Here is a 12,322-nt window from a genome sequence, read left to right as displayed (position 1 = left end):
ACGAGGTAACATTATGAAAGCAATTGGTACGCAAATGATACAGACAGAACGTTTGATTTTGAGAAGATTTGTGGAGAGTGATGCGGAAGCCATGTTTCAAAATTGGGCTTCGTCTCCTGAGAATCTGACCTATGTCACCTGGGATCCTCATCCTGATGTTGAAGTGACTCGGAACTCGATTCGAAATTGGGTTTCATCCTATACCAATCCCAACTATTACAAATGGGCTATTTGTCTCAAAGAAAACCCAGAGCAAGTGATAGGAGATATCAGCATCGTTGAGATGGATGAGAACGATTCTTCTTGTGAAATTGGCTATATTTTAGGAAAAGATTATTGGGATCGTGGTATGATGACGGAGGCCTTGAAAGCTGTGTTAGACTTTTGTTTTACTCAAGCAGGTTTTCAAAAGGTCAGAGCTCGTTACGCCAGTCTTAACCCAGCTTCAGGTCGTGTGATGGAAAAAGCGGGAATGTCTTATCTAAAAACCATTGCCAATGGTGTGGAGAGAAAAGACTACGTTGCGGACCTTATTTATTACCAGATAAGCAGAGAAGACAGATGATTTTCTTTTCTGTTTCCATCAAAGTCAGACCTTGTCTGGCTTTTTTTGCAATATTTTTTACATAACCTGATTAAATTCCTATTTTTCCCTATCATTGTCACTGTTTTTTCTTGAGTTTTGGGGCTATAATAGTCCTATCAAATCAAAGAATGGAGGAAGGCAATGGATAATATAATCTTTTTAATCAGTGTTTTTCTTGCTGGAATTCTTTCCTTCTTTTCTCCTTGTATTTTACCCTTGTTACCGGTTTATGCAGGGGTCTTGTTGGATGACGAAGATGGTGCTCAGGTTTCTAGTGGAAAATATTCAATCTCACTTGTTAGTCTATTGAGAACTTTGGCCTTTATAGCAGGGATATCCTTTGTTTTTATCTTACTAGGCTATGGAGCTGGTTTTTTAGGCAATTTGCTGTATGCTTCTTGGTTTCAGTATGTGACGGGTGCGGTCATCATTCTCTTGGGCTTGCACCAGATGGAAGTCTTACATTTTCAGGGACTCTACAAGGAAAGAAGGCTACAATTAAAGAGACAGGGGCAAAAGGGTAACGGCTATAGTCAGGCATTTTTACTGGGGTTGACCTTTAGTTTTGCTTGGACGCCTTGTGTGGGGCCGGTTCTTGGCTCTGTTTTGGCTTTAGCGGCTTCAGGTGGCTCAGGTGCTTGGCAGGGAGCTGGTCTCATGTTAATCTATACGCTGGGTCTAGCGCTACCATTCTTGGTTCTAGCCTTAGCCTCCAGCTATGTTTTGAAACATTTCCGAAAACTACATCCCTACCTCGGAACCCTCAAAAAAGTGGGTGGTTTCCTCATAATCGTAATGGGAATTTTGGTGCTTTTGGGAAATGCTTCTATTTTGACAAGATTATTTGAATAGAGAGGAAGAAGAAATGAAAAAATGGCAAACATGTCTCCTTGGAGTCGGATCAATCTGTTGCTTGGCAGCCTGTTCGGCTAAAAACATGTCAGATGAATCTACTATGAAGGAGCAAACTAAAACAGAACAAGTCAGTTCGCAAACTGCGACTAAAGGTCAGGCGGTTGCTGATTTTGAATTGACAGGAGTAGATGGCAAGACCTACCGCTTGTCTGATTATAAGGATAAGAAAGTCTATCTCAAATTTTGGGCTTCTTGGTGTTCCATCTGTCTAGCTAGTCTTCCAGATACGGATGAGATTGCTAAGTATGCTGGTGATGATTATGTGGTCTTGACAGTGGTTTCTCCTGGACACAAGGGGGAACAATCTGAAGCAGACTTTAAGAATTGGTACAAGGGCTTGGATTATAAAAATTTTCCAGTTCTAATTGACCCGTCAGGTAAACTTTTGGAAAGCTATGGTGTCCGTTCTTACCCAACTCAAGCCTTTATAGACAAGGAAGGCAAGCTGGTCAAAACACAACCAGGCTTTATGGATAAGGATATGATTTTAAAGACATTGAAAGAAATGGGGTAGAGAAAGGTCATGAATGATAAAGTAAAATTGTTTGTCTTGGCAGGGATTTTTTTCCTAGCCATAACCGGTTTCTATTTTCTATTGATGCGAAATGCAGGGCAGACAGATAGCTCGCAAATTGAGAAAGCAGCAGTTAGCCAAGGAGGAAAAACAGTGAAAAAAACAGAAGTGAGTAAAGATGCAGACTTGCACGAAATTTATCTGGCTGGGGGATGTTTCTGGGGAGTTGAGGAATATTTCTCACGCGTTCCCGGTGTGACAGATGCCGTATCAGGCTATGCAAATGGTAGAGGGGAAACAACCAAGTACGAATTGATTAACCAAACAGGTCATGCAGAGACTGTCCATATTACCTATGATGCTAATCAAATTTCTCTCAAAGAAATCCTGCTTCATTACTTCCGCATTATCAATCCAACCAGCAAAAATAAACAAGGAAATGATGTGGGAACCCAGTACCGTACGGGTGTTTATTACACAGATGACAAGGATTTAGAGGTGATTAACCAAGTCTTTGATGAGGTGGCTAAGAAATACGATCAACCTCTAGCAGTTGAAAAGGAAGCCTTGAAGAATTTTGTAGTGGCAGAGGATTACCACCAAGACTATCTAAAGAAAAATCCAAATGGCTACTGCCATATCAATGTTAATCAGGCGGCCTATCCTGTCATCGATGCCAGCAAATATCCCAAACCCAGTGATGAGGAATTGAAAAAGACCTTGTCACCCGAGGAGTATGCAGTTACCCAGAAAAATCAAACAGAACGAGCTTTTTCAAACCGCTACTGGGATAAATTCGAATCCGGTATTTATGTGGATGTGGCAACTGGCGAACCCCTCTTTTCATCAAAGGACAAGTTCGAGTCTGGTTGTGGCTGGCCTAGTTTCACCCAACCTATCAGCCCAGATGTGGCGACCTACAAGGAAGATAAGTCCTACAATATGACGCGCATGGAAGTAAGAAGTCGAGTGGGAGATTCTCACCTTGGCCATGTCTTTACGGACGGTCCACAGGACAAGGGTGGCTTACGCTACTGTATCAATAGTCTTTCTATCCGCTTTATTCCTAAAGACCAAATGGAAGAAAAAGGCTATGCTTATTTACTAGATTATGTCGATTAAGAGGGCTTTCCTAAGCAGTTAGAGGAGAATTTTGCTATACTGATACTAGTAAGTGACAAAGGAGAGAAGCATGACCTACACAATCTTAATCGTAGAAGATGAATATCTGGTGAGACAAGGTTTGACCAAGCTGGTCAATGTAGCAGCCTACGATATGGAAATCATCGGTCAAGCTGAAAATGGAAGACAGGCTTGGGAATTGATACAAAAGCAGGTGCCAGATATCATTCTAACCGATATCAACATGCCTCAGCTAAATGGCATCCAGTTGGCCAGTCTGGTTCGAGAAACCTATTCTCAGGTTCATCTAGTTTTTTTGACAGGTTACGATGATTTTGATTATGCCCTGTCTGCTGTCAAACTCGGTGTGGATGACTACCTGCTTAAGCCTTTTTCTCGTCAGGATATTGAGGAAATGCTGGGGAAAATCAAGCAAAAGTTGGACAAGGAAGAAAAAGAAGAGCAGTTACAAGATTTATTAACCGATAAGTTTGAAGGAAACATGGCCCAGAAAATCCAGTCTCATCTAGCTGATAGTCAATTTAGTTTAAAGAGCTTGGCCAGTGTCTTGGGCTTTAGTCCGACTTATCTGAGTTCTTTGATTAAGAAAGAGTTGGGCCTGCCTTTTCAGGATTATCTGGTGAGAGAACGTGTCAAACAAGCCAAGCTCTTGCTTTTAACTACAGATCTGAAGATTTATGAGATAGCAGAGAAGGTTGGTTTTGAAGATATGAACTATTTCACCCAACGTTTTAAACAGATTGCAGGTGTGACACCTCGTCAGTTTAAGAAGGGGGAAGGTCGATGAAGCGTTCTTCTCTCCTAGTCAGAATGGTTATTTCTATCTTTCTGGTCTTTCTCATTCTCCTAGCTCTGGTTGGGACTTTCTACTATCAATCTAGTTCTTCAGCCATTGAGGCTAGCATTGAGGGCAATAGCCAAACGACTATCAGTCAAACTAGCCACTTTATCCAGTCTTATATCAAAAAATTAGAAACCACCTCTACCAGTTTGACCCAGCAGACGGCTGTCCTAGCCTATGCTGAGAATCCCAGTCAAGACAAGGTCAAGGGAATTCGAGATTTGTTTTTAACCATCTTAAAGGCAGACCAGGATTTGAAAACTGTTGTGCTGGTGACCAAATCCGGTCAGGTCATTTCTACAGATGACAGTGTGCAGATGAAAACTTCCTCAGATATGATGGCTGAGGACTGGTACCAAAAGGCCATTCATCAGGGAGCTAAGCCTGTTTTGACACCAGCTCGTAAATCAGATAGTCAGTGGGTCATTTCTGTCACTCAAGAACTTGTTGATGCAAAGGGAGCTAATCTGGGCGTGCTTCGTTTGGATATTTCTTATGAAACTCTGGAAGCCTATCTCAATCAACTCCAGTTGGGGCAGCAGGGTTTTGCCTTTATCATCAATGAAAATCATGAATTTGTTTATCATCCTCAACATACAGTTTATAGTTCGTCTAGCGAAATGGAGGCCATGAAACCCTATATTGAGACAGGTCAGGGCTATACTCTAGATCACAAATCCTACGTCAGTCATGAAAAGATTGCAGGAACTGATTGGACGGTTGTAGGCGTGTCTTCGTTGGAGAAGTTAGACCAAGTTCGGAGTCAGCTCTTGTGGACCTTGCTTGGGGCCAGTGTCACATCTCTTCTTGCATGTCTCTGCTTGGTTTGGTTCAGTCTCAAACGTTGGATTGCTCCTTTGAAGGATTTGAGAGACACCATGCTGGAGATTGCTTCTGGTAATCAGAATCTTCGTGCCAAGGAAACTGGTGCCTATGAATTGAGAGAAGTGACTCGTCAGTTCAATGCCATGCTGGATCAGATTGATCAGTTGATGGCAGCTATTCGCAGGCAGGAAGAAACAACCCGTCAGTATGAACTTCAAGCCTTGTCGAGCCAGATTAATCCGCATTTCCTTTATAATACCTTGGACACCATCATTTGGATGGCTGAATTTCAGGATAGTCAGCGTGTGGTGCAGGTGACCAAGTCCTTAGCGACCTACTTTCGCTTGGCGCTCAATCAAGGCAAGGACTTGATTTCCCTGTCTGACGAAATCAACCATGTCCGCCAGTACCTCTTTATCCAGAAACAACGTTATGGGGACAAGTTGGAATACGAGATTGTTGAAAATCCTGCCTTTGATAAGCTAGTTTTGCCCAAGCTGGTGTTACAACCCTTAGTAGAAAATGCTCTTTACCATGGCATTAAGGAAAAAGAAGGTCAGGGACATATCAGAGTTTCTGTTCAGAAACAGGATTCAGGACTAGTCATCCGCATTGAGGATGATGGGGTTGGTTTCCAAGATGCTGGCGATAGTAGTCAAAGTCAACTCAAACGTGGGGGGGTTGGTCTTCAAAATGTTGATCAACGGCTCAAACTTCATTTTGGAGAAGATTACCAAATGAAGATCGATTCTATTCCCTCAAAAGGAACGATAGTAGAAATATACATAAATAGAATAGAAACTAGCTAACTCCCAGTCAATTCTGGGAGTTTTATGCGTAATTGGGCAAGCTTTCTAGGTTGTCTATCTTGCTAAAACGTAGAAAAAACGATATGATAGATAATGACAAAAGAGGTATCAAGTATGAAGGAAAAAGACATTCAAAGAGAAACAAGCCAGATTGTAAAAGATGTATTAGAAAAGGCCAATTTGAAGCAAGGATCCATCTTTGTTTTGGGTCTTTCTTCTAGTGAGGTGATAGGTGGTCAGATTGGCAAGGAATCAAGCCAAGAAATTGGGGAAATCATTGTGAAGACCATCCTAGATATCTTAGAGGAAAAAGGAATTCATCTAGCTGTTCAAGGTTGTGAACATATCAATCGGGCCCTTGTCGTTGAACGTCAGGTGGCAGAGCAGTTTGGTCTGGAAATGGTCAGTGTCCTTCCTACCCTTCATGCAGGAGGTTCAGGTCAGTTGGCAGCCTTCAAGTTTATGCAAGATCCAGTCGAGGTTGAATTTATCAAGGCTCATGCTGGATTGGATATCGGAGACACTGCAATTGGCATGCATGTCAAGCATGTTCAGGTTCCGATTCGCCCTCTTTTGAGAGAAATTGGGCATGCCCATGTAACGGCTCTTGCTAGCCGTCCAAAATTAATTGGAGGTGCGCGTGCGCAGTATCCACAAGATTCTATCAGAAAGTCGTGAGAATGAGAAAAACAAAACAACAACTAGAAAAAATCACCAAATATTCGATTCGTAAGCTAACTGTTGGGGTAGGTCCTGTAGCAATCGGGGCCTTCCTTTTTGGTGCTAGTACCCTTTCAGTAGATAAGGTGCATGCCAATGAAGTCAGCGGTGCTCATAGCGTTCATTACCGTTATTTGGCGGAGCAGGAATTGACCGAGTCTGAAAAAGCTCTGATTCATCATGAGGTTCCTACAGAATTTCAAGATGATGATATTCTCTATGTAGTTTATCGCAAGAAGGCAACTAACAGTCAACAACTTCCTTACACAGGAAGTAAAGAACTAGCCTTGGCTGGCCTTGGCTTGGCAACGGCATCGCTAGCAGTATTTTTGGTGTCCAAAAAAGGTCGCAAAGAGGTTCTAGGTGTTCTCTTGATTGGTTCTCTAGGAGCTAGCACTTTTGTACCTTATGGGACATTCGCATTTGAAAATAAAGAATTGCTTTCTTATAACCAAACTATTTCAGCCTCTACACATGAAGGCTTGGCTGAAGGGATTATTCACATCGAAGGCTATGAATACATTGGCTACTTCAAGGAAGCAGAACTCCATCCATTAAGACCAGATTCAGCAGAACAGCCTCAGTTTCCAGTAGAAAAGCAAAATGCAAATGAAATCGAGAAAACAGAAGTCGTTCAAGAAAGACCTGCTGTTGCTCCAGAAACTATCGTTGAGAATCCAGTAGTAGAGACTCCAGTTGCTCCTGCTATTGAAGAAAAACCAGTTTCTGAGAAGCCTCAGACAATACAGGAAGAGAGCTTGGTGGAGATTCCTTTTGAAACAATCACAAGCCCAGATGCGAATCTAGCAGAAGGACAGACTCATATCGTCACAGCTGGAGTAAAGGGTCAGCGTCGCCTTGTAAGCAAAGTTTCAATGGTCAACGGTCAAGAAGTTAGAGAAGTCATCGAAGACCAAGTAGTCCAAAATCCTTTGTCGCAAGTCATTGCAGTCGGAACGAAGAAAGAGGTGCAACCTGCTCCAACTCCAGTACCACAAGCTGAACCAAGTCACCAAGTAGCTAAAGGTACACAAGAAGAAGGTAAGACAGGACAATCCTTAACGCAACCTGAATTGCCAGAGGCTCCAGTAGAAGCAAAAGGGACTCAAGAACCAGGTAAAGAGGGCCAAGCTCTAACGCAACCAACCTTACCAGAGGCTCCAGTTGAAGCAAAAGGTACCCAAGAGGGAGGAAAAGAAGGTCAAGCTCTAACACAACCAGAACTTCCAGAGGCTCCAGTTGAAGCAAAAGGTACCCAAGAGGAAGGCAAAGAAGGCCAAGCCTTAACACAACCAACCTTACCAGAGACTCCAGTTGAAGCAAAAGGTACACAAGAGGATGGTAAAACTGGTCAAGCCCTTGTACAAGATCAGTTACCTGAGTACAAAGTAACTGAGGGCGCGGTTACGAAAGAAACTACTACTGAGATTGACTATAAGACAGAAATTATCGAGGATCCAACCAAATATACGGATGAAGAAACTGTAGTTCAAGATGGAGAAAAGGGCAGTAAAATTACCAAAACGACTTATAAGACTCTCGAAGGTGTTGAGACTGACCAAGTTTTAAATACAACAACTACTGTCGTCAAAGAACCAGTCACTAAAAAAATAAGTCGTGGGACAAAACCAATTGAAGGAGCTCTTGTAGAAGAAAGTCTTGAAAAGATTCCATTTAAGGAAGTTATTAAAGAAGATGACCAACTGAAAAAGGGTGAAAGAGTTACTGTCCAAGAAGGAAAAGATGGGCAGAAAAAAGTTACCAAGACTTACAAAACTATCAAAGGTTTAAAAACTGAAGAAGCACCTAAAATTGTGGAACAGGTTCTGGAGTTAGACCAAGATCGTATCGTCAAATTAGGAACTAAAAACTTTGAAAAACCAATCTTAAGTATGTCACTTGTTGATGTTAATGATTTGAAACGATCATCTCAAATTCGTTATAATTTGGAAAATCCAAGTAAGGCAGCCATTAAATCTATTACCTTAACTCTGAAAAAGGGTGATGAAATTGTTAAAACTTTGAATGTTTCACCAGACGACTTGACAACGACCCTGACAGATTTGCAGTACTACAAGGATTATAAACTTGAAACTAAGATGGTTTATGACCGTGGTGAGGGTGATGAGGAAGAAGTTCTGAAGGAAGAACCGCTAAGAATTGACCTCAAAAAAGTTGAAATCAAAAACATCAAAGAAACAAGCTTGATGAGTGTGGACGCTGATGGTAACGAAACAGACACTAGTTTGCTGACAGAAAAACCAGCTGATGTTGCTCCGCTTTATTTACGAGTGACCACTCATGATAACAAAATAACAAGACTTGCTGTTGACAAGATTGAAGAAGTAGAAAAAGATGGAAAAACTTTATATAAAGTCACTGCCAAAGCACCAGATTTGATTCAACGTAATGCGGATAACACACTTAGCGAAGAGTATGTTCATTATTTTGAAAAACAAAAGGCACATGAAGGTGATGTATATTATAGCTTTGATGACCTTGTAAAAGCAATGCAAAAAGATCCTACTGGTACATTTAAACTTGGTAGCAATATTAATGCTGCGAACGTTAAACCAGCAGGGAAATCCTATGTTACCAATGCTTTCAAAGGTACATTAACAAGTACTGATGGTAATAAATTTACCATTAGCAATATGAACAGACCTTTATTCGGTGATATTGTCGGTGGTACGGTAAAAGATTTACTTCTTGAAAATGTAAATATTGACATGCCAGGGACTGATAGAATTGCACCGATAGCAAATGTTATCAAAAATAATGCCACTGTAGAAAACATTAAAGTAACAGGTAACGTTGTTGGTAATAATGATGTATCTGGGGTTATCAATAAAATTGATGGCAGTGGTACAGTTCGTAATGTTGCATTTATCGGTAAAGTACACGCTGCTGGAAATCGCGGTGGTTACTTAACAGGTATCGTAGGTGAAAACTGGAAGGGTGTTGTAGAAAAAGCTTATGTTGATGCTGAAATCACAGGTAACAAAGCTAAGGCAGCCGGAATTGTATATTCATCTCAAAACGGTGGTAATAATAATACTTTAGGTAAAGAAGGTACTCTTCGAAACTCTGTAGCAAAAGGCTCTATTGAACTCAAAGAAGCAGTTATGTCTGGTGGATTGCTAGGGACTAACTGGGCACTAGGTGCTATAGAAGACAACATCACTATGATGAAAGTTAAGACTGGTGAAATGGTCTTTGGTCACTCTGATATTGATGCTGATGATTACTTTACATACTCTAGAACGAAGCGCAACTTCAGTGTTGAGGGGGTAAGTGAAGGTAAAACAACTTATAATAATTCTAAAAAAATTCCTAGCATAACTAAAGAAAAAGCTGATGAATTAATCGCTAAAATGGGAATCACTGCTGATAAATTTGAAAGCACACTTCCTGTTGAAGACAAACTGAACAATATTGTAAGTAAAGCTGATCAATACAAAAATATCGATGACTACGATGCATCTCGTGAGCTTGCTTACCGAAACATCGAAAAACTTCAACCATTCTATAACAAAGAGTGGATTGTAAATCAAGGAAATAAATTAGCCGCTGATAGTCCATTAATGACTAAAGAAGTATTGTCTGTAACTGCGATGAAAGGCAATGACTTTGTCACAGACCTTACAGATGCTGACCATATTTTGGTTCACTACGCAGATAAGACAAAAGATATCTTTACAATTTCACCGAAAGAATCTAAAGTGAAACAAGTTAAAGAATACAGTATCGCTGAGCTTGGTGAAGTCGTTTATACACCAAATATGGTGGTTAAAGATCGTACAGATTTAATCAGTGCTATCGAAAGCAAGTTAAGTCCAGTAGAATTACAATCTGATCCGATTTACCAACATTTGGGCAGAACTGGTGGCAATAAAGTCAATGCAATTAAGGATTTGTACTTAGAAGAAAGCTTCAAGTACGTTAAAGATAATCTTACTCAATTCGTTACGAAGTTAGTTGAAAATGAAGATCACCAGCTTAACACTGATGAAGCTGCAAAACGTGCTTTGATTAAGAAAATTGATGACAATAAAGCTGCCGTTCTTCTTGGATTATCTTATCTGAACCGTTATTACGGTGTTAAATTCGATGACTTTAATATTAAAGAATTAATGCTATTCAAACCGGACTTCTATGGTAAGAATGTTGGTGTGTTAGACTTCTTGATTAAGGTTGGTTCTAAAGAAAGTAACATTAAAGGTGATAGAACTTTAGAAGCTTATCGCGAAACTATCGGTGGAACTATCGGTATAGGCGAGTTAAACAGTTTCTTAGACTATAATATGCGTCTATTCACAAGTGACACAGACTTAAACGATTGGTTCATAAAAGCTACTAAAGATAATGTATATATCGTTGAACCGAAAACAACAACTCCTGAATTTGCTGATAAGAAACACAGAGCCTACGAGGGATTAAACAACGACATGCACGGTAAGATGATTCTACCTCTTCTGAATTTAAAAGATGCACATATGTTCTTAATCTCAACATATAATACTATGGCTTACAGTTCCTTTGAAAAATACGGTAAGAATACTGCAGAAGAACGCGAAGCATTCAAAGCTGAAATCAATAAAGTCGCTAAAGGTCAACAAAATTACCTAGACTTCTGGTCTCGCTTATCATTAGATAAAGTTCGTAATCAACTGCTTAAGAGCAACAACATGGTACCAACTCCTGTGTTAGATAACCAAAACTATAAAGGCATCAGCACAGATAAATACGGACATACGAACAGTGGTAAGGATGTAGCACCTATCCGTGAATTATACGGACCAACAGGTCGTTATCATGCTACTGACTGGCGTATGGGAGCTGTAGCTCGTATTTACGGTAACCCTTATAAGGATGATTCAGTCTTCTTCATGGTTACTGATATGATTAGTGACTTTGGTATCTCAGCCTTCACTCACGAAACAACTCACGTAAATGACCGTATGGTTTACTTAGGTGGTTCAAGACACCGTGAAGGTACTGACCTAGAGGCATTTGCACAAGGTATGTTACAATCACCTGCTGAAACAAGTCCAAACGGCGATTTTAAAGCACTAGGATTGAACATGGCCTACGAACGTCCAAACGATGGAAACCAATGGTACAACACTAATCCAAACGATCTTGCATCTCGTGCAGAAATCGATCATTATATGAAAGGTTTCAACGATACTCTAATGCTTCTTGATTACCTTGAAGGAGAAGCTGTAATCGATAAACACAGTAAAGAACTAAATAACGCTTGGTTCAAGAAAGTAGATAAGCAACTTCGTGGAGCTAATACGAAGAACCAATACGACAACGTTAGAGATTTAAATGCAGAAGAAAAAGAATATAATTTAACATCTGTTAACGACTTAGTAGAGAAAAACTTCATGACTAAGCACGGTCCTGGTAATGGTCAATATGATCCAACTGGATTTGGCTCTGCCTATGTAACTGTACCAATTACAGCTGGTATCTATGGTGGTAATACGAGTGAAGGTGCTCCAGGAGCAATGTCATTCAAACATAACACCTTCCGTATGTGGGGTTACTTTGGATATGAAAAAGGCTTCCTAAATTATGCTTCTAACATGCTGAAAAATGAGTCTAAACAAGCAGGTCATGCTACTCTAGGTGATGACTTTATCATTAAGAAAGTTTCTGATGGTAAATTTAATACTCTAGAAGATTGGAAGAAAGAATACTTCAAAGAAGTTGTTGATAAAGCGAAAGCAGGATTCAATGCTGTTGAAGTTGACGGAACAACTTACAATAGCTATGAAGATTTAAAACAAGCATTCTCTGCTGCCGTTGATAAAGATAAAGCAACTCTTAAAAATGGATCAGTTAAATTTGATAATACTGTATCACTTAAAGAGAAATTATTCAAAAAACTTCTTCAACAAACAAACAGCTTTAAAACTTCAATCTTTAAATAATCGAAATCTCTCATCTGCTTTGCGGAT

The 12,322-nt window shown here is 40.2% G+C and carries 8 protein-coding genes; all 8 read left to right on the top strand.

Features of this window, described 5'->3' with window-relative positions; genetic code table 11:
- Positions 1-13 precede the first annotated feature (13 nt).
- The 8 genes from PAN06_RS01475 to PAN06_RS01440 all read left to right on the top strand — a co-directional run bounded on the left by PAN06_RS01475 (position 14) and on the right by PAN06_RS01440 (position 12,295).
- Complete coding sequence (locus tag PAN06_RS01475) at positions 14-565, top strand: GNAT family N-acetyltransferase (RefSeq protein ID WP_268707014.1); 552 nt, start codon at positions 14-16, stop codon at positions 563-565.
- A 162-nt stretch (positions 566-727) separates the two neighbouring features.
- The gene (gene ccdA2 / locus PAN06_RS01470) at positions 728-1,438 is read left to right on the top strand and encodes a thiol-disulfide oxidoreductase-associated membrane protein CcdA2 (RefSeq protein ID WP_269795390.1); all 711 of its coding nucleotides are present in this window, start codon (positions 728-730) and stop codon (positions 1,436-1,438) included.
- Positions 1,439-1,451: 13 nt separating this feature from the next.
- Positions 1,452-2,015, top strand: a complete 564-nt coding sequence (locus PAN06_RS01465) for a redoxin family protein (RefSeq protein ID WP_269795389.1) — start codon at positions 1,452-1,454, stop codon at positions 2,013-2,015.
- Between the two features lie 9 nt (positions 2,016-2,024).
- A complete protein-coding gene (gene msrB, locus PAN06_RS01460; RefSeq protein WP_269795388.1) occupies positions 2,025-3,137 on the top strand; it encodes a peptide-methionine (R)-S-oxide reductase MsrB in 1,113 nt (370 codons plus the stop codon).
- Between the two features lie 70 nt (positions 3,138-3,207).
- The gene (locus PAN06_RS01455; protein ID WP_045612022.1) at positions 3,208-3,945 is read left to right on the top strand and encodes a response regulator; all 738 of its coding nucleotides are present in this window, start codon (positions 3,208-3,210) and stop codon (positions 3,943-3,945) included.
- Positions 3,942-5,633 carry a sensor histidine kinase gene (locus PAN06_RS01450; protein ID WP_269795387.1) on the top strand — a complete coding sequence of 564 codons (1,692 nt, stop codon included), beginning with the start codon at positions 3,942-3,944 and terminating at the stop codon, positions 5,631-5,633. The genes PAN06_RS01455 and PAN06_RS01450 overlap by 4 nt, the downstream gene beginning before the upstream one ends.
- A 114-nt stretch (positions 5,634-5,747) precedes the next feature.
- The gene (locus PAN06_RS01445; protein WP_269795386.1) at positions 5,748-6,311 is read left to right on the top strand and encodes a TIGR01440 family protein; all 564 of its coding nucleotides are present in this window, start codon (positions 5,748-5,750) and stop codon (positions 6,309-6,311) included.
- A gap of 2 nt (positions 6,312-6,313) precedes the next feature.
- Positions 6,314-12,295, top strand: a complete 5,982-nt coding sequence (locus PAN06_RS01440; RefSeq protein ID WP_269795385.1) for a ZmpA/ZmpB/ZmpC family metallo-endopeptidase — start codon at positions 6,314-6,316, stop codon at positions 12,293-12,295.
- The last annotated feature ends 27 nt before the right edge of the window (positions 12,296-12,322 follow it).

Source organism: Streptococcus sp. SM3, from assembly GCF_027497875.1.
This window is presented reverse-complemented; position numbering and strand designations above follow the sequence as displayed.

What these genes read in the sequence shown, in the direction of transcription:
- PAN06_RS01440 (WP_269795385.1), top strand. Translation starts at nt 6,314, where the DNA reads ATGAGAAAAACAAAACAACAACTAGAAAAAATCACCAAATATTCGATT.
- PAN06_RS01475 (WP_268707014.1), top strand. Translation starts at nt 14, where the DNA reads ATGAAAGCAATTGGTACGCAAATGATACAGACAGAACGTTTGATTTTG.
- ccdA2 (WP_269795390.1), top strand. Translation starts at nt 728, where the DNA reads ATGGATAATATAATCTTTTTAATCAGTGTTTTTCTTGCTGGAATTCTT.
- PAN06_RS01445 (WP_269795386.1), top strand. Translation starts at nt 5,748, where the DNA reads ATGAAGGAAAAAGACATTCAAAGAGAAACAAGCCAGATTGTAAAAGAT.
- PAN06_RS01465 (WP_269795389.1), top strand. Translation starts at nt 1,452, where the DNA reads ATGAAAAAATGGCAAACATGTCTCCTTGGAGTCGGATCAATCTGTTGC.
- msrB (WP_269795388.1), top strand. Translation starts at nt 2,025, where the DNA reads ATGAATGATAAAGTAAAATTGTTTGTCTTGGCAGGGATTTTTTTCCTA.
- PAN06_RS01450 (WP_269795387.1), top strand. Translation starts at nt 3,942, where the DNA reads ATGAAGCGTTCTTCTCTCCTAGTCAGAATGGTTATTTCTATCTTTCTG.
- PAN06_RS01455 (WP_045612022.1), top strand. Translation starts at nt 3,208, where the DNA reads ATGACCTACACAATCTTAATCGTAGAAGATGAATATCTGGTGAGACAA.